Genomic DNA, 23,854 nt, shown 5'->3' with positions numbered 1-23,854 from the left:
CGCGGCGGATGCGTGTGGTTACAGCCCAAAGCCTAGCCACCCGCCCCCGCCCGAACCGCTGATCAATCCGGTGGCGAAGCACCCCCGCACATCGGGTATCGTTTACGTCGTTGCCCCGGAGCACCGCCGAAAAAGCGGCTCCACCGGCGACATCCCATGGCGGTGTGCCCGAGTGGCCAATGGGAGCGGACTGTAAATCCGTCGGCTTAGCCTACCCAGGTTCGAATCCTGGCGCCGCCACGCGATGGAACGGCCCCTGATCTGCGGAAACGCGATCAGGGGCCGTTCTGCTGTGCAAGTGGCGCAGGGCGGGACTGTCTCACGCTGTCTCGCTCGATCACGCTCTCTATCAGCGTGTCTGGACGGAGTGTGGACGGGACCTGCCGGCGCGCGGCCGTCGCTGCTGAGGGCATGCCGCGCCTGGCGGGCTGCTGCGCTGTAGTTGAGTGAGGATCTTGCCCTCCGCGGCCCGAGGGTCGTGTGCGCGTTCATCCCATCGGCCGCAGTGGCGCTGCCTGTACTGCGTATTGCAGTGATGCTGAACAGGAGCAGTCCCTGGAAGATGCGGGCCTCAAGGGAGTCGAGATGAAGCTGTCTGATTTGACGTCGAGTGAAGGCGTGACCCTCGTCTCGAAAGATGGCCAATTGATCGGCCAGGTCATTGCTGTTCACGTTAACAGGGAAGATGCTAGGCCGGTCCTAGCGCAAGTTCGGGCAGGGAAGAAAAATCGACGCCTCTTGGTCCCTCTTCTTCGAGGTGAAGTCTCTGGAGGGGAATTGAGAGTTCCCTATTCCGCAAAAGAGATCTCTTCCAGTCTTACCGTTTCCGAAGGGTCAGTGCTTCCTCGGAAGGAAATCGCTGCGGCACTGGATCGCTACGGAATTGAGTTGGGAAAGGCGTCATCGGGGGGTAAGAGGGTCGGTCGAACAGTCGGTTATGGGCGTTACGGTCCGGCATTTGAACGAAAGAGGAGGGAGTTGCCTGGGAGAGGCCGAAATCCTATCGTCATCCCGATTAGGCCCCCGGTTATCCTCAAGCCTTCCATCGTCGAGTGAGGTATTCATGGTCGGACAAAGCTTGGATGAAGCCACTCCTCCCGATGATTCTTCCTCGGAATTCGCTGCGCTGAACAAGGCGAACGACAAGATCCGCGAAGCGGCGAAGTGGATGATCGCGAGCTCGGCCGCCGTGGGTGCAGCATTGCTGGCGGGCAGCCAGCTCTCCAACATCGGCAAGTTGGAGTGGAGCTGGCGGCTGGGGGTTGCCATCGGCGGCGCTGTCGTAGGGCTGGCGGCCGTGGTGGCAGCGATCTGGCTTGCGGTCCGCCTGCTGGTTCCTGTGGTAGTCACGATTGACCAACTCGCTCGAGAGTGGGAACACCCGACCGACAGCGTTAAGGCTGCGGTTGAGTTCTTTAACGCAACACCAAGTCAACTGGGAATCTGGGATACTCCCCAGTCGCTCATGGATGACTTGGCTCAGACGGAGGCGCGGCGAGATGCAGCCGCAAAAAAGAGAAAACGAGCGGAAGTTAGGCAAGAGGAGGATCGCATCGGTCAAATCGAAGTGTGGATCGAGTCGATCCAACAGGTCGCCCAGAATCGGGTGCTAGAAGCAAGATTCAAGGGGACTTTGAAACTGTTGCTCCTCGCGACATCTCTAGCTGCTGTCGGAATTGTTGCATTCGCGTGGGCCTCGAACCCGCCGCCGAAGCCGCCCCCATCCGCAAGCCTTGAGAACTCCAGCTTGCTCAATGCGGATCTTCGTGACGCCGATCTGAGGGGTGCCAATCTGGACGAGGCTGACCTGACAGGTGCCGATCTGACTGGTGCGGACCTCACTGGAGCATCCATCGCAGGGGTCAAATGGAAGAACACTACCTGCCCAGACGGGCGGAATAGCGACCGCGTTGGCGGTACGTGTGCTGGGCATTTGAATCCCGAATGAACAGTCTGCGCCTAAATCAGAGACAGTACGCTGATGGTGGGAATTGGCGCTGGCGGCGCCACGCGATAGAGCTGGCCCCTGACCCGCTGCGCGCAGATCAGGGGCCGATGTCTTGGTCAGGGATGGCGAGCACGGACCAGCGGCTGGGTTGCGGCTAGACCGACTTGGGCAAAGGCGCGCTCCGCTCGCGAAGGCGGGCCGAGATCTTGGCGTTCGCTGCCTCGTCGCCGCCCTTCAGGAACTTCGCGTACACCCGGAAGAGGACGCCCGTACTGTGGCCGGCGCGCTGCGCCACGAGCTGTGGTTCTACCCCCGAACTGAGCCACGTCGAGACGGCCGCGTGACGAAGGTCATAAGGCCGCTTGGCCAGCTTCGTCGTGCGTTCGGCAGGCGTGAGCGCGTCCTCGCGAGCGTTCGCCCAGACCTCGCCATAGCCACTCTCCTGCACCATGCCGCCTCGGGCCGTACGGAAGAGCCGGCCGTCGGCGTGGGCGCCGTAGAGGGTGACGTGCCACCGGAGCATCGCCACCAGCTCGGGCGGGATCGGCACGTACCGCACCGTCTTCCGCGCCCGGTGCTTGAGCCCGCGCCGGTCGTGCGCCTCGCCCGTGTCCGTCCAGGAGCTCCCGGAGCGCGCCCGGCTCTCCCGGAGGCGAAGCACACCCCAGCCGCGGCGGGGGAGGTCGCAGTCCTGGAGCTGGAGCCCCACCAGCTCGCCGGGGCGGGCGGCGGAGTAGTAGATGCACCCGAAGAACGCCTCCAAGTGCTTTCCGCGGCTTCCCTGCTTCCGTACGGCCGCCAGAAGCGCGGCTGCCCGCTCGGGGTCCGGAACGCACTCCGGGTCCACCTGTTCCTCCACCCGCTCGGGTGCCTTCCACTTCACGGTGGCGAGCGGGTTCTCTGCCAGCAGCTCGGCGTCGACGGCGAAGCCGAGGGCCTGGTGGAAGATGGCGCGCTTCCGGGCGATGACCGATCCCGACGACGTTTTGCCGTCCAGTCGGCGTGAGCAGGCGTCCAGAGCCTTGCGCACGAGCATCCGGTCGGAGAGAGCAGAGGTGGCCACGGATTTCCGCTCCACCCACGTGAGCAGCTCGGCGACGTCGGCCGGCGGCTCTTCCTTCCAGCGGTGCACGTTGAATCCCCAGGTGTAGAGCGCGCGGCGCACGGCCTTGTGGTCGCTCATGCCCTTGGTGTCCTTCACCAGGGCGAGAGCCACCGTGGCCATGGCCTCGGCGAGATTCCGGCGGGTGGAAGCGGGGGAGTGGTTCCACTTCAGTTCCACGTAGTTCCTGGCGTGCTGGTACCAAGAGATGTCCTTAGCCTTCTGCACCATCGACTTCGGCAGCCCGCTGTCGACGTCCCACGGCTCGCCCTCGCGCGCGGCCGTGACGAACTGAGCGCGCCTGCTCTCGGCGAGCCCGCGGGTCAGGAAGGACTCGGAATGGGGTCGAGTGCCCACCTGCCAGCGGAGCTGGAACGGCTTGCGGTACGGCCGCTTGCGGATGCTCCAGATCCGCACGGTGTAGCTCCACTCGGTCACGCGGTCTCCAGTTCATCCATGAACGCGTCCAAGACGCTCCGGCGGATATGCAGCCGTCCGTTGGGGTAGCGCTTGGCCTCCGGGCCATATCCGCGGTTGCGCCAGCGGTACCAGGTGGCGCGCGTGATCTTCATTTCCACAAGTGCGTCGCTCAGTGGCAGCCACTCGTCGACTGGGGGCTGGCGGCGGCGGGTGGTGGATGTCATCGGCTGACCTCCTGCTGGTCTGACGCGGAGCCGGACAGCCCGGACAGTTCCAGTGACGACTGTCCGGAGCATTCGGGCTGGTCGGGTGCGGTGTCGGGACAGTCGGACGGCTCGGACGCCCCTCCGGCGGCCTGCGTGCGGCTCTGGGTGTCCGGGTAGTACCGGCCGCCGGGGTCCTTGGTGAGCTGGCCGTCGGCGGCCATGCGGGAGCAGGTGCGGCGGACCGTGTCGGCGTCGAGGTGCGGCATCGCCGCGGCGATGTCCTTCGGCTTCGCCCCTGGGTTGGCCCGGACGAACTTGATGACGGCGGCGCGGGTGTCGCCGACGGTGTGGTCTGAGACGGGGCCGTCCAGCAACTGCCAGGCGCCGGAGGCGGCCTGGAACTGGAGCGCGTACTCGGCCTCGTCGACATCGCGCCCAGTGACGTGGAGGATGCCGTCTGCCTTGCCGCGGGCGCGTTTCAGTACGAGCGTGGCGTCGGCGGCGCCCGCGATGCCGTTGGTCCCCGAGACCTCCGCGAGGAAGTCATCAGAGCCCGCCTTGCGGACGTGGTGGACCAGGACGACGGCGATGCCGTAATGGTCAGCGAGCCGCTTGGCGTAGCCCACGGCGACGTAGTCCGCGTCGTACGCGGAGACGCCTTGCGGGGACTGTCCGCGCATCTTGGCGAACACGTCGATGACGACCATCCGGGCGTCCGGGTTGCGGTCGAGCCACTGGGCGATCGCCTCGGAGCCGCCCTGCGGGAAGGGCGGGCACTCGGTCACGAGGGTGAGCCCGGCCGGCGCTTTCTGGCCTCCGAGGACCTTCCCCATGCGCGTCTGGAGGCGTCGCGGAGTGTCCTCCAGGGCAAGGTAGAGCACCGGGCCGCCCTGGACGGGCACGGAGTCGAACGCGCGGCCGCCGGCCGCCACGGCGAGCCCGAGCCCGAGGGACAGCCAGGACTTGCCCACCTTCGGCGGTCCGGCCAGCAGGCTGACACCCTCCGCGAGGATGCCCGGCACGGCCCACTTTGGCTCGGGGAAGTCCGCGGCCATGAGCTGATCGGCTGTCCACGCGGTCCGCGGCCGCTCACGCTTCGGCGGTGCCACCGGAGCCGCGGGCGGGTCGCTCGGGACCGAGTACAGGTGCAGCGGCGGAATCGGGTTGGCGCTCATGCCGCGAGCCTCCGGGGTCGACGGGCGCCGGCCTTAAGACCAGACGCAATGGTGCGCCGCGCCTCGCGGTCGCCCTGCCCCACCTGAAGCGCCGCCGCGGCGAGCCACGCGGTCACCTCGCCCTCGCCCAGCTCGCCGCCCTCCACGAGCTGTCCGAGGGCGACGGCGGCGATGTAGAGCGCGTTGTTGTGCTCGTGTGCCTGGGAGTTGGCGACGCGCTGAAGCTCGCCGTCGACGGCGGCGCGCAGCCACTTGCCCCGCCGGTCGGAGGAGAGCTCCACGGCAATGGGTTCCTGCGGCGGCAGGGGCGCGGGTCGCAGGAGTTCGAGCAGCCAGCCCGGGAGCGGGGCGGGCGTCATGTCGACGACGGCCCGGTACCCGGTCGCCTGGCGCGTGAGCGAGCTTCCCGCGCCCACGATGTATCCGCCATGGGCGCGGGTGTCGATCTTCCACCCGAGCTTGCCCGCGGTGTTCCGGAGCTCGACGTCCCCGGGCGCGGCGAAGTAGAGGTGCGTCCCGCCGCTCGCGGTTCGAACGGTGTGGCTCGCCAGGGTGAGTTCCGCGTCCCCGGCCACGTCCTCACACAGCGCCACGAGTACGTCGTGCCCGTCCTGGATGCCGGGGCGGTCCCACTTGGCCGGCGGCCGGTCCTGCGAGCTCTTGGCGGTGTCCAGGTCGACGATGACCAGCCCGGACGGTCCGGTGGCAATGCCGATGTTGTAGGGCGCGTGCGCCCAACAGCGGCGGATGCGCTCCGGGTCAGTGGTGGCGCGGTTCTCCCAGTTGGCGACGGCGGGGCGCTTGTCGCCAGGGATGAGGGGGAAGACGTGCCAGCCGCGGGCGGCGGCCGCGAGTGCCGCGTCCAGTAGCGGCCGACGGCCGTCTCGCTGGACGGGGGTCGGATAGGTCATGCTGGTGGTTCTCCTGTTTCTGTCGAAGGGACGGAGAAGCCGAGGCGGTCGCGGTCTTTGGAGAGAGGCGACCGCCTCGGGCGTAGCTAGTCGTGGTTGGCGCTGGGTAGTTCGGGGAGGCCCGCGTCTGCGAGGGCCTTGGGGTCGAAGCCGGGCAGGGCCGCGCGGGTGAGCAGTGCGGTGGCGAGCTGCTCGGCGTAGGCGGCGCCGCTCCGGGCGACCTCGATCTGTGCTCCGGCGCGGAGGGCTTCCACGCGCTCGACGTGAGCGTGCTCCTCGCGCCGCTCGCCCGTGTGCCGCTCGTGTGCGATGGCGGCCCGGCGGTCCGTCCGCCAGTAGCGGGCGGCGAGACCGTAGGCGACGGCGGTGGCGAGCGACCAGAGCAGTAGCGGCAGGGACAACCCGTCGGCGTACCCGGCGACTCCGGCGAGCGCGAGCCCGCCCGAGGCGGCGAATGCGGTTGCGGCGAGCACCCCATCCCCGTTGCGACCGGCTGCGGCGAACGCGCCGGCCGTCGCGGCGCCCGCGGCGAGGACGACGATCAGGGCGGCGTTGCCGACGGAGTGCTCGGCGCCGTTGGCGTTCCAGATCCGGCCGAGGATCAGCACCGTGGAGGTGGCGATGCCCGGGGCGGCCTTGGGGAGGGCGTGGGCGAGCCAGTGGCGGTGGATGAGGGGTTCGTTCATGGCCGGGTCCTCCTAGTCGGCGATGTCGGAGACGAACGTGGCGGTGGACTTCACGAGGTTCGTGATGGGCTCGTACGCGCCGGTCCCGGCGGCGAAGAAGCCGAAGAGGAACAGGACGGTGGCGGCGGCGGCTCCGGCGGCCTTGGTCTTGACGGCGAAGGCGGAGGCGACGGCGAAGAGGAGTAGGGCGGAGATCTCGAAGTTCACGGCAGGGCTCCAGTCGTTGTGGTCAGCGGGTGCCGTCGCGGTGGATGCGGGCGGCGCGGTTGTAGAGCCAGCGGCCGGCGCGTATGCGGATGCCGTGTCCCTTGCAGCGGCGGCAGGGCTTGCCGCGCTTGGGCTTGCCCTTGCGGTCGTGCTTGAGGGCGAAGCCGAGGCCGGTGCATTTGCGGCAGGTGCCGAAAGGGCTGGCCGCACACAAAGTTGCGTAACAGAGTGTTACGAGAGTCAGGCAGGCGATAGCAAGGGCGATGGGGGTCATCGGGGGCCTCCGGGGCGGGTTTCAGGGGTTTCCGCAGGTAGGCCGCTATCGACTAACGGCCTGATCAAGGTGGGAATGGGCCGCTAGCGGAGCCGCTAACGTTAGCGGGGTGTGCCGCTAGCGCTAGCGGCTCCGGGGGGTCAGCTTGCGTCCCGCTTTCCGTCACGCTCCGCAATCGCGGTCGTGATGTGGGAGCGGTCGATGCCGCGCCGGTTGACGACCTTGCCGTCCACGCGGCGCCCGACCTGGATGGTGGAGATACCGTGCGGCTTGAGTGCCGCGGTGAGCGAGTCGGGCTCCCAGCCGTCGTAGACGTCGGGGCGGAGTTCGGCGAGCCGGGCCACGACCGTCTCGGACCATGCCTTGGTCTCGGCGGCGGGGACGACGGCGAGGATGTCGGCGAGCAAGTCGTAGGCCGGGCCGGTCACCGCCTCGGAGGCTTCGCCAGCCGCGTAGCCGGTGAGCAGTCCGGCCTTCTCGCGGGCGGCGCGGGCGCGGGCGCCGATGGTCTCGGCACCGGGCGCGTCCACGTAGACCGAGGCGACGATCCGGGCGTCGGATCCTTCGCCGACGAAGTAGTGGATGCCCTTGTCGCCCCAGGCGAACATGGTGGCCCGCACGCCGCGCTTGTAGGCGGAGGTGCCGAGCACCATGTCGTTCTCGGTCTGGCCCATGACCTTCAGGCACCAACGGGCGCCCGCGTTGGCGGAGATGCCGGTCGGCAGGGACTTGGCGTCGGGGCGCTGCGTGGCGAGCAGCATCACGATGCCGGTGGCCGGACCGCGCTTGACCAGGTCGGTCGCGATTTCCTCGAACTCCTTGCCGTGCTCGGGGTGCTCGAACAGCACCTGGCACTCGTCCACGCCGACCACGATCGGGTGCAGGCCCAAGGAGCGCTTGTCGGCGAGCTGGCTGGTCACCTTCGACTCGGGGCAGATGTCCCGCGGGAGCGAGCGGATCACCTTGGTCCGGCGCCGGAGTTCCTCGCGCAGTGCTCGCCAGTCGGCGAGCGCGTAGAGGATCGACTCGTCGTCGTCGCCGGCGGCGTGCCGGTGGGAGACCGCGTTGCCGACCGGGTCGAGGTCGCCGGTGCCCTTCATGTCGTAGGTGTGCAGCTCGGCGCGCGGGTCGAGAGCGGCGATGAGCAGGAGCAGGCGGAGCAGGAATGTCTTGCCCATGCGGGGGATCGCGCCGATGACACCGGCGATGTACATGAGGGTGACGTCGACCCAGCGTCCGCGCTGGTCGGTGCCGTAGGCGACCGGCTTGAACAGGTCGACGCTGCCCGAGGTGAGCAGCGGCCACTTGGGCTTCTTCGCCTTGTTCATGTCCTGGTCGCCCACCCACAGCACCAGGTGCCCGGTGTGCTCGTCCGGCACCGCCTCCGGCCACACGCACCCCAGCGGCCGACGAAGACCGGAGGCGAGCCGCTCGCGGCGCTCGATCACGTCCGTGACGGTCACGCCGTAGGGGAGGTCGCCCTCGGCGCGCCAGCCGGGCCCGTCGCGGGTGATCGGCGCGGTGAACGTGAACCCGTCCCGGCCCTTGCCCTGCGCCTGATTGATCGCGGGGATGCCGAGGGCGCCGAGCGCGCGCAGCACGATGTCGGACGTGAGCTTGGGGGCCTTGGTGACCTCCACGGCCCGGTTGACGACCGGCGTGTCCGCCGCGCTGCCGGCCGCGCCAAGCGCGAGCAGCAGCGCACTGACGGAGACGGCCTGCAACCAGCCCGGCGCGAGTACGTACAGCGCGAGCGCGGTTCCCGTCCCGACCAGCGTGGCGAGGGTGGCGACCAGGGTGCGCAGTCGGACCCGCCTGTCGCGCTGCCGCGAGAGCTTCAGGTACTCGCCGGCGTCCTCGCGCCTCACGGCGGCGAGTCGGACGGGCTCGCCCTCGCGGTCGGCAACCCACCGCATCGCGCCGCCCGCGAACCTGGCGGCGCCGCGAGGGGCCTGGAGCGCGAGACGCCCGGCGTAGACCGGGGAGCGCAGCGCGTGGTACCCGGCCAGGTGGGCGTAGTGGCTCGCGACCCAGGTGGCGGCGGTCTTGAGTTCGGCCGTGGAGCGCAGCCACGCCGGGACGATCGCCCGCCGCTTCGCGCCCATCAAGCGGCCGAGGTATCCGGGCCCGGCGACGTCCGGACCGTCGACCAACCGTCGGGCCGACGGGTCGCCCGACCCGTGGCCCGACTCGCCGTCACGGGAGTCGGACGACTCGTCGGCGTCGGGTCGGGTGTGCGGGTCGGCCGACTCAGTGCGGGCGGAGCGGGCCTTGTCGAGGTCGACCACGTCGGCCCCGGCGTCGGCCGACCGGTCGGCGGCCATGTCGGCTTCGAGTCGGTTGAAGAACTCGTTCTCTTCCTCGGGGTGCTTCACTGAAACTTCCTTCTCTCGGGAGGGAAAGGCGGGCCCGGCCGGCGCTGTGAGAGGTAGGCGGCCGGGCCCGTGCTGTGAATCGTCAGCCAGTTGCGGCTGGAGAAGGGGCAGGGTTCCTACCCCCTTGCTGAGGGGCAGGGTTTCTGCCCCTTTGGCGGTCAAGCAGCGCGCTGTTCGTCGGGGTGGGCGCAGAGGACGCACATCCCGAGTGAGGTCGGGATGCAGTAGCTGTAGGTGATCCGGCACTTGGGGCAGGTGCGGCGGGCGAGCATCGCGAGGGCGAGAGCTCCCCACTTGCGGGACGTCATCGGCCGGACGGGCTTGGCGAGGTCGAGCCGGTAGAGGTAGCCGACCTGGACGCCGGACTTGCGGCCGCGGTTGTGGCGCATGACCTGAGCGGCGACCGGCTGCCCACCCGGACGCAGGCCGCGGGCGCGGAGTTGGCGGCGGGTGGCGTAGCCGTCGGGGGCGTACCGCCACGGGAACGTCGGTATCCCGAACTCCGCCCCGGTCGGGTCGAAGCACTTCCCGAACGCGGCGGACATCAGGCAGCCGCCACGATCGCCGGGGCGTCGGTGCGGGCGCCGCGCCGTCCGGAGCGTCGGCCGGCCACCGTGGCGAACAGCCGCCCCAGCCCAGCCCGCTTGATACCCGCGCGGCCCTGCTTTGCCGCATACATCGCCTCATCCGCGCGACCCAGGAGCGCGGACAGGTCGTCGCCGGGATGGTCGATGGCGCGGACCCAGCCGAGGGACACCGTGGTGGCGATATGGGGGGTGGTGGGGTCGGCGGGGCGGGCGAGCACGCCGTGGAGGACCGTGAGGAGGTCGCCGACGGTGCCGTGGGTGTCGAGGACGACGGCAGCGAACTCATCGCCCCCGAGGCGTCCGGCGACCCCGTGCGGGCCGACGTAGTGCGCGAGCCGCTCGGCGGTGGCCTTGAGCAGCGTGTCGCCGGCGGCGTGGCCGTGGCGGTCGTTGATCTGCTTGAACCGGTCGACGTCCGCGAGGATCACCACCGCCCGCTCATCGCGCAGCAGCGCGGTGGCGCGGCGGGTGAAACCGTCGCGGGTCCGCAGACCGGTGAGCGGGTCGCGGCGGGCGGTACGGAGCCGCTTGCGCAGCCACAGCACGTGCCCGGACCAGCCGGCCGCGAGCGGCGTGGCGGCGGCGAGGGCGGTTAAGAGCGTGTTCATGCCGCGACCTCCTCGGCCGTCTCGTCGGCGTGCGTGTCGATGGAGTGCAGCGGCAGACGCTCGGCTCGCTCGGCGAGCAGCGCGTCCCGCAGGGTGCGGGAGTTCGCTGCGGAGCAGTGCAGCTCGGTCCGGATCGCCTCCGCGTTGATCGCCGCGTCGGCCCAGTCGGCGGTGATCTCCCGTGCCGCGGCCAGCAGCTCCGCCGCGGTGCGTACGGTCTTGGTCGCGGGCTTCTTGGGGCGCGCGGTCCGCTTGCGGGGCTTCGGCTCGCTCGGCTCCTGCGGCGGGACGGTCGGCGCCGGAGGCTCGGGCGCGGCCTCCTCCTCGGCTCCCTCGGGGGCGAGTTCGCCGAGGCGGAGCAGGACGCGTTCGCGGCGTGGGGTCTTCGATCGCCACCGCCATCCGTAGGTCTCGCGGAGCTCGGCGCGGGCGAGCTGGCGCTCCTTTTCGCGGGCGAGGGCGTCGGCGTAGGAGGTGATCTCCCACAGCGTCATCCGCCGCCACAGCGAGAACGTGGACGGGAACGCGAGCAGCCACCGCGACGCGCGGATCTTGTCCATCCGCCGGCCGGTCGCCGCTCCGATCCGCACCGCGTAGATGTGGGCCCCGATCTCGGAGAACACCACCCACAGCAGCGGCATCGTGCCGTGGGCGACCTTCGCCCACATCCCGTGTCCGGCGGCGACGTTCAGGCCGCAGGTCACCAGGGTGAGGATCCAGGGAACGAACCTGACCCAGGCGAGGGCCATGTCCATCCGGATCAGCAGCAGGTTGGCCACGGTGAACACCGGGATCGCCACATCGATACCGACCGGCAGCATCCACGGCTCACCGAACCCCCACCGAGCAGCCGCAGCCGAGACCGCGTCGAAGGAAGAGATCAGCCCCAGCGCTCCGACACCGGCCGCGGCAAGCGCGCCGACCCCGGCGAGCCCCATCTCCGGGCGCGTCAGCGGCGGAACCGCCGGCCGCTCGACGGCTACCAGGGCGCTCACGCCGCGGCTCCCTTCCGGGAGCGGTTCCGCCGGGCCGGCCGGACCAGCGGGACGACGTTGAACAGTTCCGGCGCGTACGCCTCGATCGCCTCGGCGGCGACCCGCGACACGTCGTCCGGCAGGCTCGGGTTGTCAGCGAGGATGTCGCGCGCCGCGTCCAGGCGGGCCGCGCGCTCCTTCTCGGTCTCGCCCTCCACGCCGAGCCACAGCTCAACCGGCGTGCCGAGGGCTAGTTCCACGAAATCAATGCTGCTGACGGCCTGATGGCCGCCCACGTACATGCGCTGCATGGGAGCTCTCTTCCGTGTCGAAGGGAAACCGGGCCGTCGCGGTCTTTGGAGAGAGGCGACCGGCCCAGCAAGGGGCCCGTGCGGCGAGTGCCGGATGGGCCAGTGCCCCGGCCAGGAGTCGAACCCGGCCTACGACCATCGGGGCGTTGCGCTGTTCATCACGCGGAGACCGCGTGGCCGCCTACTTGGCCGAGGAGAGGCGGCGTGATCCCCATTCAGTTGTCAATGAACTGGCGCTTCCTTCGAGCCCGTTTCACGGGGCCCTCGGGGCGACGGAACGGCCCTCACGGGCACTCCGGCCGATCGAGACCGCAGTCGACTGGCCGCGAACTCCATGCGGTACCTCTATTACAGGTACCGCATGGAGTTCCGTCAAGCGTGCTGGCGGACCCTCCTGGCTTTGCGCCGGGACTTCTTGGCGCACCATCAGAATCGGTGCAGGTGAGGGGCGTTGGTTACCCCGTCCGTGGACAGCTCGGGGACTTCTGGCTACCGTCAAGAGCTCCCAAGACGTCCCACCGGGGGTGGACATGTCCAACGAGCGCTTACGGTCGGCACTGCTTGCCCAGGGCAAGTCGATTCACGACCTTGCCGAGGCGATCGAGGTCAACCCGAAGACGGTGGAGCGCTGGATCACTCAGGGGAAGGTGCCGTACCGGCGTCACCAGTACGCGACTGCGGCCTTCCTGAAGGTCGACGCGACGACGCTCTGGGACGACTCGCGTGGCGTGGAGAGTGCGGCCGACCTGAGCAAGGCGGAGATCGTCACCGTCTACCCGCACCGACACATGGTCCCCGCGAACCTCTGGCGGGACATGTACGAGCGGGCGGAGCGACACCTCGATGTGCTCGTGTACGCCGGCCTGTGGCTTTCGGAGGATCCCGTCTTCCTCGACATCCTCAAGGCCAAGGTGGAGGGAACCGCGCAGGTGCGCGTACTCCTCGGCGATCCGGGCTGCGAGGCCGTGAAGCAGCGCGGCATAGACGAAGGTCACCGCGTCATGGACGGGAAGATCCGCAACGCACTGATGAACTACCGCCCGCTCTTCACGAGCCACCCGGACATCGGCTTCCGGCTGCACGACGCGACGCTCTACAACAGCCTGTACCGGGCCGATGACGAGATGCTGGTGAACACCCACGTCTACGGCATCGGCGCGTACATGGCGCCGGTCCTGCACCTGCGGCGCCTGCCGGGCGGCGGCCTCTTCGACACATACGCGAATAGCATCGAACAGACCTGGGGAGGCGCGCGCCAGGTGATGGATCACGACCTGACGGGAGCCTGACCATGGGACGCATCGACTACCTGCACGACCCTGCCGCGCCGCCGGCCAACTCTGTCGTGCCCTCTGTCGTGGCGTTCGTCCAGGACGAGGCCGGGCGGGTGCTGATGATCCAGCGGTCCGACAACGGCCGGTGGGCCCTTCCCGGCGGCGGCCACGACGTCGGCGAGTCCATCAGTGACACCGTCGTGCGCGAGGTGTGGGAAGAGACCGGCATCAAGGCCGAAGTCGTCGACATGTCGGGGATCTACACCGACCCGGGGCACGTGATGCTGTACGACGACGGCGAGGCCAGGCAGCAGTTCTCCATCTGCTTCCGTGCGCGGCCGGTCGGAGGCGACCTCCGTACGAGCAGCGAGACGACGCAGGTCCGCTGGGTTGCCCCAACGGACCTGTCCGAACTCGATGTTCACCCGACCATGCGCATGCGCATCGAGCACGCCATGGACCGGGGCCGAACGGCTCCCTACATCGGCTGACGCTTCACCGCGGCAAGCCGCTCCAGGACGCGGGCCGTACAGCCCAGGATCTCCGGCTCCGCCCGGCGGATGAACATCCCGATCAGGCTGTCCGGGCCATACCGTCCCGCGATCTCGTTGACCCGGTCCACGGGATTCGTGGGCGTCCCGTCCGGAGTCGTGTTCATGTCGCAGAAGCAGAGCGCGTCGGCGAGGTGCGGCTCTTCCCTCGGGAATTCGCTCTCCAGCTCATCGCGTAGACCGCGGGCCTCCGCCTCCATCCACGCGCAGGAGTGGTGCGCGACAAGCCGGATAACCCGCAGGTCGGCGTCGGCCACGTCCCGGAGGTACCGAGCGCCGTCCAGCGGGTGGAAGCCGGTCTTGGCGAGGTCGGGCGAGTAGCCGATGTCGTGAAGGACGGCCGCGGCCTCCAGCAGTTCGGCGTCCTCGCCCAGGATCGGCGCGAGAAGCCGGGCCCGCTCAGCGACCCCGAGCGAGTGAGCCCACCGCCGCGGCAGCGGCTCGGCGAGCAACGACTTCGCAAGCGGGTAAGCCCACTCCGTCAGTCCTGTGGTGGCCACGCTACGAACGCTCCTCTCCGCCCGGCAGGGCAAGTACAGTCCGCGCCTTCCCCTGGCGGCTCTCGGAGAGCAACCCGGCGGCCTCCAGCTCGGCCAGAGCCTTCGCCACGGTAGGGCGCGCGACCCCGAGGCGTTCAGCGAGCTTGGAAGCGCTCAGGAAGGGCTTCCCCACGGCGACACTGTCATCCGTGAGCATCACGTCGGAGATCCGTTCCGTTAGCGACCTCCGGCCGGCACCATGGTCGCCCCTGATGACGCGCCAACGGCCGCCGGGCACAGGTTCGGCCACCCCGTCCGCACGCAGGACGCGAAAGGCCCGGAGAGCGAGCCCTCGCGAGACCCCGAACCGGTCCATGACCTCCGCAAGGGTCGGCAACTCCGTCGCCTTCAGATCGGACTCGATGTCCGTCCTCAGGGCATCCGCAATCTTCAGGAACGTCCCCCGAGGGCTGGCCTGTTGCGTCACTCCCTCTCCCCTCTGAGTCAGTCGTCCTGCTCTAGCCTCGCATGCTGTCATCACTCTCCAGAGTGTCCGAGCTGTCCAGCTGTCCGGATGGCTCCCTGACCAGCGCAAACGCTTGGGATCGTCGCCAGTGATGCTGTCCGGACTGTCCGATGCGAACCAGGCTGTAACACCCGGGTGTTACAGCCCTGCGGTGAAGCTGGCCGGGCAGACTCTAAGTCGGAGTTCATTCGCGGCACGCGTTACTTATTGGGCTGCCATTCGCCGTCTGAGGGATTCGATCTTTGTCCTGAGTGTGGCGTCGTCCCGTTCGCTCACCCAATGCGCGACCTCGAAGGGGCATGGTGCGTGTTGGCGAACTTCCTCAATCTCCAGTTCAAGGTTCTTGGAAATGTGGCGACTAGTCACGAGTAGAGCGGCGTCAGTCAGTGAGCTGGGGTTGAAAATGGCTGCCTCTATGTCGGCCATGCGAAGTCTCCCTTCTCCGGCTTTGACTGATACCGCGATCAGCCCTTCCCGGGATTTGGAGATTGCGTCTGCTCCCAAGTCTCCTGGCCCGTCTGTGATGTAGACGGAGTCATTCACGCGACGGAGCGCATCGAAGACCCGGTGGCTGTATACAAGCGCGTATCGAGCGTCGAGATTGCGGGAGTCGAATTGCTCGCGTTGGAGTCTCCGAGAGATGGCTAGTCTCCTAGGGTCATCAGAGGCGTCCTCGTCATCGATAGTGCTTTGATACTCTTCTTGGGTCATTTCCTCTTCGAAGGAAAGGAGATCCCTGGACAGACTATCCTTCAGCTCGCCGTCGAGTTCATCCAGAGTGATTGGTGCGATGCGCCCGCCTCTCAAGAGGGAAATGGGGGCCGTGTCACCCTCAGGGAAGAGGATGGAGGTATCCCATTCCATCATCAACGGGTCGAGGTGGCGGCGCTGGAGTACGTACAGTTGCCACTTGACCTTGGACCAGTACCACACGGAGCTCCCGATGCGCCGGCACTCAACCGGCTCTATAGAGTCGAAGGAAACTCTCACTTTCGGGGGTGCATCTCCGCCCTTCATTCGGAAGTGGCTCCGCCCTACCCTCCTCCATGCCTCCCGTGCCATGGTTGCGGTCGACTCGCGGCTGGAGAGACGCGCGGTCAGAGCCTCCTGAATTCCTTCCGGGGCCTCTGCCTCCTCAGTGAATTCTTTCAGGGCGTCTTCGAAGTTTAGGAGGTGTGTGATTCGATGGACACTCTCGCCGAGGTCTAGATTTAGAGGGAATGGCCACTTGTCCGGTTCCCCGAAATCGGTTGTATTGTTCGAGACGAAATAGACCTTCGCTTCCGGGTTCTCGCCCAGGTGTTCTAGGATTGAGAACCACACGGCCACGTCGCGGCCGCCTGATTTCTTGCTTTTGTCAACCTTCGCAGGCTTTATGCAGGCGGATTCACGTAGTACCGCAGTGCGCAAGGCGCTCTGAGATGTGGGTAGTACGGCAAAGATGTCAGAGTACTGATTTCGCCAGTGGTCAGCGAAACGTTCTCCTCGGAATGTTGGCGGGAGGCCCGCAAGATTGGGTTCAAGTCTCGCCAGTTCCTGGTGTTGGCGAAGCATCAGGTCGAAGTGGCGCTGGTACTCGTAGAGCTTGTGTGCCGTGAGCTCTTCAATCACGACCCATGGAGCGGCGACCTCAAGTCCGGCCTTTCTTAGGAGGCGGATGAGATCCGCCTTGCTCCCGTGTGGATCGAGTTCATTCACTGCATTAGTGTCGAAAATGATCATAATTCTCCCCCAGTCGGCTGAAACCGCCACATCTTGATGCCTTGGGCTGAGCGCAGTCAGTTTCGCAGCGAGGGCTATCCGGTGGAGGGGATTCCAGAAAGCCGCTCGCTAGAGGCTCAACGGCGGCGAGGAGTCGCCTCTGGCGAGCGTCGGCTCCAAGATCAGGACGGGGCGTGGACGAGGCGTACAAGTCCAGTGCTACGTCTGGGCGTTGCCGCTGGTCAGGGCAGCGGGAGATTGCCAGCGCCAGAAGTCTGTAAATCCGTCGGCTTAGCCTACCCAGGTTCGAATCCTGGCGCCGCCACGCGATGGAACGGCCCCTGATCTGCGGAAACGCGATCGGGGGCCGTTCTGCGTATGCCGGCGAGGAATGGCTGGTCCGGCGGCCGAACGCGTCTTCTCGTGCGTACAACTCTCCCCCACCTTCGAAGGTCTCATCGGGCGGCGCGCACCCGTTCCACGCCGTTCGATCCATGGGGGATCTCCTTGACGTCACGCACCACCCGACGGCACCTCGCGGCTTCGGTCGCTGTCGCTCTCGCGCTCACCGTCGGGGCCGGCGGCCTCGCCGCCCCTGTTGCCGTCGCTGCACCGGTTGCCGCGGGGGAGGGGCAGAGCGCTGCCTTCGTTCCGGTGGGCTCCTCGTTGATGGGCATCGGGTCGTCCGGCGTCCTCACCGCGACCAAGGACGCGACGGAGACGTACCACTACCGCTGGACACGTCTCGCGGACGGTGCCGTGACGGAGCTGCCGGGCCAGGTGTACGGCTCTGGCACCGACACCGTCCTCCTGGTCGAGAGCGACGCCTACGTCCTGCGCGACATGACAGGAAGCAGCGCGCCGGTCCGCATCCCGCGTGACGCGCTGAACAGCGGTTACAGGTTGCTCCGGCCCCTCGGCTCCACGCTCCTCATGAGCGCTGCCAACCCGGCGGGCGGTACCGAGCTGCACCTGGTCTCCCGGAGGAACGGCACGCTGTTCGACCGGACGGTGACCGGTCTGCCCTCGAATGCCTCGAGCCTGAGCGTGGACGTCGACTCACCTCCGGGGACCGCCCTTCTCCGCTACGACGTGTACCCCGAGCCGCGCGTCGCCCTGGTCGATCTGGCCTCGGCGGCCGTCGTCGAGACCCGTGCACCCGCGTACACGTCCAGAGGGGTGACGGACGTCGCCGCTTCCGCGACCCACATCGCCTGGGGCGACCTCGACAGCGTCACGGGGGCGGGAGTGTCGACCGCTTCCCGCGGCTCCGGAGAGGTCGAGCGCACCTTCGTGGGGGGCGGCGGGGTTCAGCTCCACGTGGATCTCCTGGGTGACTGGGTGCTGTACTCGGGCAAGGGAGCCGAGACCGCCACCACGCCGCACCCCCTGTTCGCGCTCACCGCGCGCAACATGAAGACCGGCGCGACCCTCGAGCTGCTGGACCACTCCGAGAGCATCGGCCCCACGCCCGACGGAGCCCTGGTGGCGGAAGGCGGAAGCGTCGAGCACGGCGAGGGCTTGTACCGGATCGAACTGGGGGCCGACGGCGCGCCCGTCACCACGCTCGTCGCGAGCACCGGGGTGCCGACCGCGGTCAACCTGCTCGGGTACGTCGCACCAAGCGGCGTGATCGACCTGGACAAGACGCCTCTCGTGCCCGTGGAGGCGACGTTCAGCCGGAGCAACGTACGTCTGGAGATCGAGTTCACGCATGTCGCGTCACAGCGGCGGCACCTTCTCGTCCGGCTTCCGGAGAGGCCAGGGGCGGAGGGTCCCGTCACGGTCAAGGGCAGCTGGGACGGGCGTCTGGACCGGCAGCAGGGCGAGGTGGGCTCGTTCCTCACCGCCTACAACGGTGACTACACCTGGCGGCTCAGAGCCGTTCCGATGAACGGCGTCGGCCCGGCGGCGGAGCGGACCGGGTCGTTCAGGGTGCTCCGCACACCCAAGCCTCACGACTTCAGCGACAACGGCTCACCCGACGCCCTGGGCGTCGACTCCGCGGGGCGGCTGACCCGCTACGACTCCTCCACCACCGAGAACGGCTCGACCTCCTTGATCGGCCGTTCCGGGATCGGTACCGGCTGGCAGATCTACGACCGCCTGGTCGCACCCGGAAACGTCGGTGGCACCGCACAGGCCGATGTCGTGGCGCGGGACCGGAGCGGCGTCCTCTGGCTCTACGAGGGGACCGGCAAGTTGGAGCGGCCGTTCGAGCTCCGGAAGAAGGTCGGCGCGGGCTGGCAGATCTACAACAAGATCACCGCCGGCAGCGATCTCACCGGCGACGGCAGGACCGACCTGCTGGCCACGGACGCCGCCGGCGTCCTGTGGCTCTACAAGGGGACCGGCAGCGCCACCGCTCCCTTCGCGCCCCGGGTGAAGGCCGGGAACGGTGGTTGGGGGATCTACAACAAGATCGTCGCGACCGGGAACATCGCCGGCGGCGCCGCGGGCGATCTCGTCGCCCGCGACGCATCCGGTGTCCTCTGGCTCTACCCCGGCAACGGGAACGGCACCTTCGCCACCCGCATCAGGGTCGGCAGCGGCTGGAACGCGTTCGCCCATGTGCTCGCCGTCGGCGACGCCAACCACGACCGGCGCCCCGAGGTCTTCGCGTACAAGCCGGACGGCCGCATGTTCGTCTACGAGTCCACCGGCGACGCGAACGCGCCCTTCAAGCCCGGTCGCGCGACGTACTACGCGCTCACCGTCGCCCCCGGAGAGTTCACCCAACTCTTCTGACGCGGACGCGTTCCTGAGGTGTGCTCAGTTCCCCGCCACGTCCCGCACCGCCACCGCCACCGGGACCGAGCCCGAGACGAGTTCGAGGGTGAGGCCAGCGGTGGCGGGGGTGTCGACGAGTTCGGCGAGGACGGCGGCGACGTCGTCGCGGGGGACCGGGCCGCGGCCGGTGTGGGCCTCCAGGCGGACCAGGCCGGTGCCGGCGTCGTCCGTGAGGAGGCCGGGGCGGAGGATCGTCCAGTCGAGGTCCTCGCGGGAGCGGACGTACGCGTCGGCCGCGCCCTTCGCCCGCTGGTAGGCGTCGAAGACGTCGTCGCCCGGGCGGTCCGGGTCCGCGCCCATGGACGAGACGACGACGTACCGCCGCACACCCGCGCGTTCCGCCGCGTCCGCGAACAGAACCGCGGCGCCCCGGTCCACCGTGTCCTTCCGGGCCGCGCCGCTGCCCGGGCCCGCGCCGGCCGCGAAGACCGCCGCGTCGGCGCCCTGCAGGGCCGCCGCGACCATCTCCACCGACGCCGACTCCAGGTCCAGGACGACGGGTTCGGCGCCCGCCGCGCGCAGGTCGTCCGCCTGTTCCGGCTTGCGGATGATGCCCGCGACCTCGTGTCCGCCCGCCGAGAGCAACCGCTCCAGGCGCAGCGCGATCCGACCGTGTCCTCCTGCGATGACAATGCGCATACTCACGACCGTACGTCGCCGCCGCCCGGAGGGCTTCCCGTGTCCGGCCGGGTCTGGCGCGGCAGGTCCAGCGCCGCCGCCGAGTCGCAGTACTCGCGGACCGCGCTGGTACGGGCCACCACCCGGCCGCGGTGGATCACGATCCGGCTGTAGGCGAGCGAGAGGACGCCCTCCAGACGGTCGCCGCGTACCGCCAGCAGCTCCGCGGGAAAGCCGGCCTCCACCCGCACCTCCGGCAGCCCCATCGCCGCCCGGGCGGCCGAACTCACCGCCCCGTACGCGTCCTGCGGCCCCAGCCCGCCCTGCGAGGCCAGCAGGTACGCCGCCTCCAGCGGGTCGCCGCGCCCCACCGGGTTAGACACGTCCCGCAGCGCCCCGCTGCCCGCCGCGAGCCGTACGCCCGCCGCGCGCAGCAGCCGCGCGGGCGCCGCGCCGCGCGCCTCCGCGCCCGCGCAGGCGCCCTGCGGCAGCGTCACCACCGTCACCCCGGCCGCCGCCAGCCGGTCCGCCGTCCGCCGCGCCACGTCGGCCGGCAGCCGGCCGAGCCCGGCGCACGGGCCGATCGTGACGCCGGCCCGCAGCCCGCCCGCCATCGCGGCGAGCCGGGCGAGCCGGGCCGGGTCGTCGCCGTCCGTGTGCAGGTCCACCGGGCAGCCGTGCTCGGCGGCGACCTCCAGGACCGCCTCCACGTACCCCGTCGGGTCGGGATCCAGGTCCGGGCAACCGCCCACCACGCCGGCGCCCATCTTCACCGCGTCCCGCAGCATCGCCAGGCCGTCCGCGCCCGCGACCCCGGTCAGCAGCCGTGGCACCGCCACCGTCGTGAGGTCCGCGAGGCCGCGCAGCGAGCGCCGTGCCTGGAGCACCGCTTCCAGCGGGCCGAGCCCGTGCACGTCCCCGATCCGCACCTGGGCGCGCAGCGCGGTCGCCCCGTGCCCGAGCTGGAGCAGCGCCGCCTCGGTGGCCCGGCGCTGCACCTCGTCGGCGGCGTACGAGACCGGTCCCGGGACGTCGGCGCTGAGCGCGGTGTCGGCGTGCGCGTGCGGCTCGGCGGGGGCGGGCAGCAGCAGGTAGCCGGCGAGGTCGACGCGGGAGCCGGTGGCGGTGAGGCTGCCCGCCGTGCCGACGGCCTCGATCCGGCCGCCGCCCAGCCGTACGTCGACGGTCCGCCCGTCCGTGAGCCGGGCGCCGGACAGGAGCAGCGAGGTGGCGTCGGCGGTGGCGGCCCCCCAGTCGTCGGACGGCGGTGGCTGGGGCTGCTTGCTGTCGGCTGACATGGGGCTCCTCGGGGCTCCTCAAGATCAAGATCACGCAGCGTGGGCCCGAGCCTAGAGGCGGCCCGGCCGCACTTGGAGGAGGAGCGCAATAGTCGTACCGACGAGTCCACGAGTGGCCTACGGGGCACCTGTGAGAGAGCCCGGCAGGGAGCCCCGGAGGGCCGTCGGGGTGGGGCGGGGAAACGGATTTGGGGGAACGGCGGCCGACCGTGTAATGTCTTCATCGCTCGCCCCAATAGCTCAGTCGGTAGAGCGTCTCCATGGTAAGGAGAAGGTCTACGGTTCGATTCCGTATTGGGGCTCTGGTGGAAGGGAACCCGTCTTCGGACGGGAACCCGATCATCAAAGCGGTGTAGCTCAGTCGGTAGAGCAAGCGGCTCATAATCGCTGTGTCACCGGTTCAAGTCCGGTCACCGCTACACACGGTAGCCGATTGTGGGGTCGGTCCTTCGATCGGCTACTCTTTTTTGCGTTCATCCGTCCATCCGTCCGTCAAGGAGCACTCACGTGGCTGCCACCGACGTCCGCCCGAAGATCACGCTGGCCTGCGTGGAGTGCAAGGAGCGGAACTACATCACCAAGAAGAACCGGCGCAACAACCCGGACCGTCTTGAGATGAAGAAGCACTGCCCGCGCTGCAACGCGCACACTGCGCACCGCGAGACGCGCTAATCAGGCTCGTTCACGAGGCCGTCCCCACTTCGGGGGCGGCCTCGTGGCGTTTGTGTCGACAACACGTCCAGTAGCAGCAGTCCAGGAGGGAACGAGTCCATGGCGCTCGACCAGTCCTTCGTGGGGCGGACCTATCCGCCCACCGCGCCGTACGAGGTCGGCCGGGAAAAGATCCGCGAGTTCGCCGAGGCGATCGGTGACGCGAATCCCGCGTACACCGATCAGGAAGCCGCGAAAGAACTCGGTCACCCCGATGTGATCGCCCCGCCGACCTTTGTGTTCGCGATCACATTCAAGGCCGCCGGACAGATCGTCCAGGACCCGCAGCTCGGGCTCGACTACAGCCGCGTGGTGCACGGCGACCAGAAGTTCGCCTACAAGCGCCCGGTCCGGGCCGGCGACCGGCTCGCGGTCACCTCGACCATCGAGGCCATCAAGTCCCTCGCGGGCAACGACATCCTGGACATCCGCGGCGAGGTCCACGACGAGAGCGGCGAGCACGTCGTGACCACGTGGATCAAGCTCGTGGCGCGCGCGGCCGAGGAGGGCTGACCATGGCGGCGAAGATCGCTTACGACGAGGTCGAGGTCGGCACGGAGCTGCCGGCGCAGTCCTTCCCGGTGACCCGCGCCACACTGGTGCAGTACGCCGGCGCCTCGGGGGACTTCAACCCGATCCACTGGAACGAGAAGTTCGCGGTCGAGGTCGGCCTGCCGGACGTCATCGCGCACGGCATGTTCACCATGGCCGAGGCGATCCGCGTGGTGACCGACTGGGTCGGCGACCCGGGCGCGGTCGTCGAGTACGGCGTCCGCTTCACCAAGCCGGTCGTCGTGCCGAACGACGACACCGGCGCGCTCATCGAGGTCAGCGCGAAGGTCGCGGCGAAGCTGGACGACGGGCAGGTCCGGGTGGACCTGACCGCGATGTCGGCCGGCCAGAAGGTCCTGGGCATGAGCCGGGCCGTGGTCAAGCTCGCCTGACAGCGGCATGAGCCGGGCTGTGGTCAAGCTCGCCCGGCACCGAGACGTCACGGGCCCCTCCCGCGCGGGAGGGGCCCGTACTCTTGAGCCCGTGCAGGAACTCCACGACGCTCCCCTCGCCCCCCTGACCACCTTCCGGCTCGGCGGCCCCGCCCGGCGGCTCGTCACGGCGACCACCGACGACGAGGTCGTCGCCGCGGTCCGCGAGGCCGACGAGACCGGCACTCCGCTGCTGATCATCGGCGGTGGCTCCAACCTGGTCATCGGCGACAAGGGCTTCGACGGGACCGCCCTGCGCATCGCCACCGAGGGCTTCGCCCTGGACGGCACGCGCCTGGAGCTGGCGGCCGGCGAGGTCTGGACGGACGCGGTCGCGCGCAGCGTCGAGGCCGGGCTCGCGGGCATCGAGTGCCTCGCCGGCATCCCCGGCTCCGCGGGCGCCACCCCGATCCAGAACGTGGGGGCGTACGGCCAGGAGGTCTCCGCCACCATCACCGAGGTCGTCGCGTACGACCGCCGGGCGGGGGAGACGGTCACGCTCACCAACGCCGAGTGCGCCTTCTCGTACCGGCACAGCCGCTTCAAGGAGCACCCGGACCGTTATGTGGTGCTCCGGGTCCGCTTCGCGCTGGAGGACGCCGGCGGGCTCTCCGCGCCGGTCAAGTACCCGGAGACCGCCCGTGTGCTCGGCGTCGAGGCCGGCGACCGGGTGGCGCTGACGACGGCCCGTGAGACGGTCCTGAAGCTGCGCGCGGGCAAGGGAATGGTCCTGGACCCGGCGGATCACGACACCTGGTCGGCCGGCTCGTTCTTCACCAACCCGATCCTCGCCCGGGAGCAGTACGAGGACTTCCTCGGCCGGGTGCACGACCGGCTCGGCCCCGAGGTCGCCCCGCCCGCCTTCCCCGCCGGCGAGGACGGCGAGCGGATCAAGACCTCCGCCGCCTGGCTGATCGACAAGGCCGGCTTCACCAAGGGGTACGGCTCCGGCCCCGCCCGCATCTCCACCAAGCACACCCTCGCCCTCACCAACCGCGGCGAGGCCACCACCGAGGACCTGCTGGCGCTCGCCCGCGAGGTGGTCGCCGGGGTGCGGGACGCCTTCGGGGTCACGCTGGTCAACGAGCCGGTGACGGTCGGCGTCGAGCTCTGAGCGCCGAGCTCCAGGGCCTCACCAC

At 69.2% G+C, this 23,854-nt stretch carries 25 protein-coding genes and 3 tRNA genes; 11 read left to right on the top strand and 17 right to left on the bottom strand.

Annotated elements, in window-relative coordinates:
- The first annotated feature begins 158 nt into the window (after nt 1-158).
- Nucleotides 159-240 (top strand) — tRNA-Tyr (locus R2D22_RS15510).
- Between the two features lie 823 nt (nt 241-1,063).
- A complete protein-coding gene (locus R2D22_RS15505) occupies nt 1,064-1,948 on the top strand; it encodes a pentapeptide repeat-containing protein (protein ID WP_318103927.1) in 885 nt (294 codons plus the stop codon).
- Between the two features lie 154 nt (nt 1,949-2,102).
- Here R2D22_RS15505 and R2D22_RS15500 read toward each other — a convergent pair whose 3' ends face one another.
- The 12 genes from R2D22_RS15500 to R2D22_RS15445 form a co-directional block, all read right to left on the bottom strand.
- Complete coding sequence (locus R2D22_RS15500) at nt 2,103-3,488, bottom strand: tyrosine-type recombinase/integrase (protein WP_318103925.1); 1,386 nt, start codon at nt 3,486-3,488, stop codon at nt 2,103-2,105.
- Nucleotides 3,485-3,694 (bottom strand): helix-turn-helix transcriptional regulator, encoded by a 210-nt coding sequence (locus R2D22_RS15495; RefSeq protein ID WP_318103923.1) that lies wholly within the window; start codon nt 3,692-3,694, stop codon nt 3,485-3,487. The genes R2D22_RS15500 and R2D22_RS15495 overlap by 4 nt, the downstream gene beginning before the upstream one ends.
- Nucleotides 3,691-4,851, bottom strand: a complete 1,161-nt coding sequence (locus R2D22_RS15490) for an AAA family ATPase (protein ID WP_318103921.1) — start codon at nt 4,849-4,851, stop codon at nt 3,691-3,693. Before R2D22_RS15490 ends, R2D22_RS15495 begins: the two co-directional genes overlap by 4 nt.
- On the bottom strand, nt 4,848-5,762 hold the full coding sequence (locus tag R2D22_RS15485) for a bifunctional DNA primase/polymerase (RefSeq protein WP_318103920.1): 915 nt from the start codon (nt 5,760-5,762) through the stop codon (nt 4,848-4,850). The genes R2D22_RS15490 and R2D22_RS15485 overlap by 4 nt, the downstream gene beginning before the upstream one ends.
- Nucleotides 5,763-5,848: 86 nt before the next feature.
- Nucleotides 5,849-6,448, bottom strand: a complete 600-nt coding sequence (locus R2D22_RS15480) for a hypothetical protein (protein ID WP_318103917.1) — start codon at nt 6,446-6,448, stop codon at nt 5,849-5,851.
- A 12-nt stretch (nt 6,449-6,460) separates the two neighbouring features.
- Nucleotides 6,461-6,655 (bottom strand): hypothetical protein, encoded by a 195-nt coding sequence (locus tag R2D22_RS15475; RefSeq protein ID WP_318103915.1) that lies wholly within the window; start codon nt 6,653-6,655, stop codon nt 6,461-6,463.
- Nucleotides 6,656-6,677: 22 nt separating this feature from the next.
- Nucleotides 6,678-6,929, bottom strand: a complete 252-nt coding sequence (locus tag R2D22_RS15470) for a hypothetical protein (RefSeq protein WP_318103913.1) — start codon at nt 6,927-6,929, stop codon at nt 6,678-6,680.
- Nucleotides 6,930-7,069: 140 nt separating this feature from the next.
- Nucleotides 7,070-9,304, bottom strand: a complete 2,235-nt coding sequence (locus tag R2D22_RS15465; protein ID WP_318103912.1) for a cell division protein FtsK — start codon at nt 9,302-9,304, stop codon at nt 7,070-7,072.
- A 158-nt stretch (nt 9,305-9,462) separates the two neighbouring features.
- Nucleotides 9,463-9,849, bottom strand: a complete 387-nt coding sequence (locus R2D22_RS15460; protein ID WP_318103909.1) for an RRQRL motif-containing zinc-binding protein — start codon at nt 9,847-9,849, stop codon at nt 9,463-9,465.
- The gene (locus R2D22_RS15455; protein ID WP_318103907.1) at nt 9,849-10,499 is read right to left on the bottom strand and encodes a GGDEF domain-containing protein; all 651 of its coding nucleotides are present in this window, start codon (nt 10,497-10,499) and stop codon (nt 9,849-9,851) included. The genes R2D22_RS15460 and R2D22_RS15455 overlap by 1 nt, the downstream gene beginning before the upstream one ends.
- The gene (locus tag R2D22_RS15450; protein WP_411977025.1) at nt 10,496-11,494 is read right to left on the bottom strand and encodes a DUF2637 domain-containing protein; all 999 of its coding nucleotides are present in this window, start codon (nt 11,492-11,494) and stop codon (nt 10,496-10,498) included. The genes R2D22_RS15455 and R2D22_RS15450 overlap by 4 nt, the downstream gene beginning before the upstream one ends.
- A complete protein-coding gene (locus R2D22_RS15445) occupies nt 11,491-11,784 on the bottom strand; it encodes a hypothetical protein (protein ID WP_318103905.1) in 294 nt (97 codons plus the stop codon). The genes R2D22_RS15450 and R2D22_RS15445 overlap by 4 nt, the downstream gene beginning before the upstream one ends.
- 530 nt (nt 11,785-12,314) lie before the next feature.
- Between R2D22_RS15445 and R2D22_RS15440 the strand changes: the two genes are divergently transcribed.
- Entirely contained in the window at nt 12,315-13,073 is a 759-nt protein-coding gene (locus tag R2D22_RS15440) for a helix-turn-helix domain-containing protein (protein ID WP_318103904.1), read from the top strand.
- A 2-nt stretch (nt 13,074-13,075) separates the two neighbouring features.
- Entirely contained in the window at nt 13,076-13,549 is a 474-nt protein-coding gene (locus R2D22_RS15435) for an NUDIX domain-containing protein (protein WP_318103903.1), read from the top strand.
- Here R2D22_RS15435 and R2D22_RS15430 read toward each other — a convergent pair.
- From R2D22_RS15430 to R2D22_RS15420, 3 genes are all read right to left on the bottom strand, one after another.
- Complete coding sequence (locus R2D22_RS15430; RefSeq protein ID WP_318103902.1) at nt 13,537-14,109, bottom strand: HD domain-containing protein; 573 nt, start codon at nt 14,107-14,109, stop codon at nt 13,537-13,539. The two genes, R2D22_RS15435 and R2D22_RS15430, sit on opposite strands and share 13 nt — an antisense overlap.
- A gap of 1 nt (nt 14,110) precedes the next feature.
- The gene (locus R2D22_RS15425) at nt 14,111-14,575 is read right to left on the bottom strand and encodes a GntR family transcriptional regulator (RefSeq protein WP_318103900.1); all 465 of its coding nucleotides are present in this window, start codon (nt 14,573-14,575) and stop codon (nt 14,111-14,113) included.
- A 243-nt stretch (nt 14,576-14,818) separates the two neighbouring features.
- Nucleotides 14,819-16,336 carry a PIN domain-containing protein gene (locus tag R2D22_RS15420; RefSeq protein WP_318103898.1) on the bottom strand — a complete coding sequence of 506 codons (1,518 nt, stop codon included), beginning with the start codon at nt 16,334-16,336 and terminating at the stop codon, nt 14,819-14,821.
- A gap of 486 nt (nt 16,337-16,822) precedes the next feature.
- Between R2D22_RS15420 and R2D22_RS15415 the strand changes: the two genes are divergently transcribed.
- Complete coding sequence (locus R2D22_RS15415) at nt 16,823-19,063, top strand: FG-GAP-like repeat-containing protein (protein ID WP_318103897.1); 2,241 nt, start codon at nt 16,823-16,825, stop codon at nt 19,061-19,063.
- Nucleotides 19,064-19,087: 24 nt separating this feature from the next.
- Here the strand turns inward: R2D22_RS15415 and R2D22_RS15410 are convergent, their stop codons facing one another.
- Nucleotides 19,088-19,744, bottom strand: a complete 657-nt coding sequence (locus R2D22_RS15410; RefSeq protein WP_318103894.1) for an SDR family oxidoreductase — start codon at nt 19,742-19,744, stop codon at nt 19,088-19,090.
- Between the two features lie 2 nt (nt 19,745-19,746).
- A complete protein-coding gene (locus R2D22_RS15405) occupies nt 19,747-21,021 on the bottom strand; it encodes an amidohydrolase family protein (RefSeq protein WP_318103892.1) in 1,275 nt (424 codons plus the stop codon).
- 229 nt (nt 21,022-21,250) lie between these two features.
- Between R2D22_RS15405 and R2D22_RS15400 the strand changes: the two genes are divergently transcribed.
- The 6 genes from R2D22_RS15400 to R2D22_RS15375 all read left to right on the top strand — a co-directional run bounded on the left by R2D22_RS15400 (nt 21,251) and on the right by R2D22_RS15375 (nt 23,829).
- Nucleotides 21,251-21,323 (top strand) — tRNA-Thr (locus tag R2D22_RS15400).
- Between the two features lie 44 nt (nt 21,324-21,367).
- Nucleotides 21,368-21,440: transfer RNA gene (locus R2D22_RS15395), tRNA-Met, on the top strand.
- Between the two features lie 88 nt (nt 21,441-21,528).
- Complete coding sequence (gene rpmG / locus R2D22_RS15390; protein WP_003948671.1) at nt 21,529-21,693, top strand: 50S ribosomal protein L33; 165 nt, start codon at nt 21,529-21,531, stop codon at nt 21,691-21,693.
- A 99-nt stretch (nt 21,694-21,792) separates the two neighbouring features.
- Nucleotides 21,793-22,245, top strand: a complete 453-nt coding sequence (locus R2D22_RS15385) for an FAS1-like dehydratase domain-containing protein (RefSeq protein ID WP_318103852.1) — start codon at nt 21,793-21,795, stop codon at nt 22,243-22,245.
- A 2-nt stretch (nt 22,246-22,247) separates the two neighbouring features.
- Nucleotides 22,248-22,676, top strand: coding sequence for a MaoC family dehydratase (locus tag R2D22_RS15380; protein WP_318103851.1), 429 nt, complete (start codon nt 22,248-22,250; stop codon nt 22,674-22,676).
- A 91-nt stretch (nt 22,677-22,767) separates the two neighbouring features.
- Nucleotides 22,768-23,829 carry a UDP-N-acetylmuramate dehydrogenase gene (locus R2D22_RS15375; RefSeq protein ID WP_318103850.1) on the top strand — a complete coding sequence of 354 codons (1,062 nt, stop codon included), beginning with the start codon at nt 22,768-22,770 and terminating at the stop codon, nt 23,827-23,829.
- Nucleotides 23,830-23,854 lie beyond the last annotated feature (25 nt).

Source organism: Streptomyces sp. HUAS YS2 (assembly GCF_033343995.1).
Taxonomy (GTDB): domain Bacteria; phylum Actinomycetota; class Actinomycetes; order Streptomycetales; family Streptomycetaceae; genus Streptomyces; species Streptomyces solicathayae.
The sequence above is the reverse complement of the archived record's forward strand: the minus strand, read 5'-3'. Positions and strand labels throughout refer to the sequence as shown.

What these genes read in the sequence shown, in the direction of transcription:
- R2D22_RS15480 (WP_318103917.1), bottom strand. Translation starts at nt 6,448, where the DNA reads ATGAACGAACCCCTCATCCACCGCCACTGGCTCGCCCACGCCCTCCCC.
- R2D22_RS15420 (WP_318103898.1), bottom strand. Translation starts at nt 16,336, where the DNA reads ATGATCATTTTCGACACTAATGCAGTGAATGAACTCGATCCACACGGG.
- R2D22_RS15505 (WP_318103927.1), top strand. Translation starts at nt 1,064, where the DNA reads ATGGTCGGACAAAGCTTGGATGAAGCCACTCCTCCCGATGATTCTTCC.
- R2D22_RS15435 (WP_318103903.1), top strand. Translation starts at nt 13,076, where the DNA reads ATGGGACGCATCGACTACCTGCACGACCCTGCCGCGCCGCCGGCCAAC.
- R2D22_RS15410 (WP_318103894.1), bottom strand. Translation starts at nt 19,744, where the DNA reads ATGCGCATTGTCATCGCAGGAGGACACGGTCGGATCGCGCTGCGCCTG.
- R2D22_RS15495 (WP_318103923.1), bottom strand. Translation starts at nt 3,694, where the DNA reads ATGACATCCACCACCCGCCGCCGCCAGCCCCCAGTCGACGAGTGGCTG.
- R2D22_RS15440 (WP_318103904.1), top strand. Translation starts at nt 12,315, where the DNA reads ATGTCCAACGAGCGCTTACGGTCGGCACTGCTTGCCCAGGGCAAGTCG.
- R2D22_RS15380 (WP_318103851.1), top strand. Translation starts at nt 22,248, where the DNA reads ATGGCGGCGAAGATCGCTTACGACGAGGTCGAGGTCGGCACGGAGCTG.
- R2D22_RS15485 (WP_318103920.1), bottom strand. Translation starts at nt 5,762, where the DNA reads ATGACCTATCCGACCCCCGTCCAGCGAGACGGCCGTCGGCCGCTACTG.
- R2D22_RS15405 (WP_318103892.1), bottom strand. Translation starts at nt 21,021, where the DNA reads ATGTCAGCCGACAGCAAGCAGCCCCAGCCACCGCCGTCCGACGACTGG.
- R2D22_RS15445 (WP_318103905.1), bottom strand. Translation starts at nt 11,784, where the DNA reads ATGCAGCGCATGTACGTGGGCGGCCATCAGGCCGTCAGCAGCATTGAT.
- R2D22_RS15490 (WP_318103921.1), bottom strand. Translation starts at nt 4,851, where the DNA reads ATGAGCGCCAACCCGATTCCGCCGCTGCACCTGTACTCGGTCCCGAGC.
- R2D22_RS15460 (WP_318103909.1), bottom strand. Translation starts at nt 9,849, where the DNA reads ATGTCCGCCGCGTTCGGGAAGTGCTTCGACCCGACCGGGGCGGAGTTC.
- R2D22_RS15470 (WP_318103913.1), bottom strand. Translation starts at nt 6,929, where the DNA reads ATGACCCCCATCGCCCTTGCTATCGCCTGCCTGACTCTCGTAACACTC.
- R2D22_RS15385 (WP_318103852.1), top strand. Translation starts at nt 21,793, where the DNA reads ATGGCGCTCGACCAGTCCTTCGTGGGGCGGACCTATCCGCCCACCGCG.
- R2D22_RS15455 (WP_318103907.1), bottom strand. Translation starts at nt 10,499, where the DNA reads ATGAACACGCTCTTAACCGCCCTCGCCGCCGCCACGCCGCTCGCGGCC.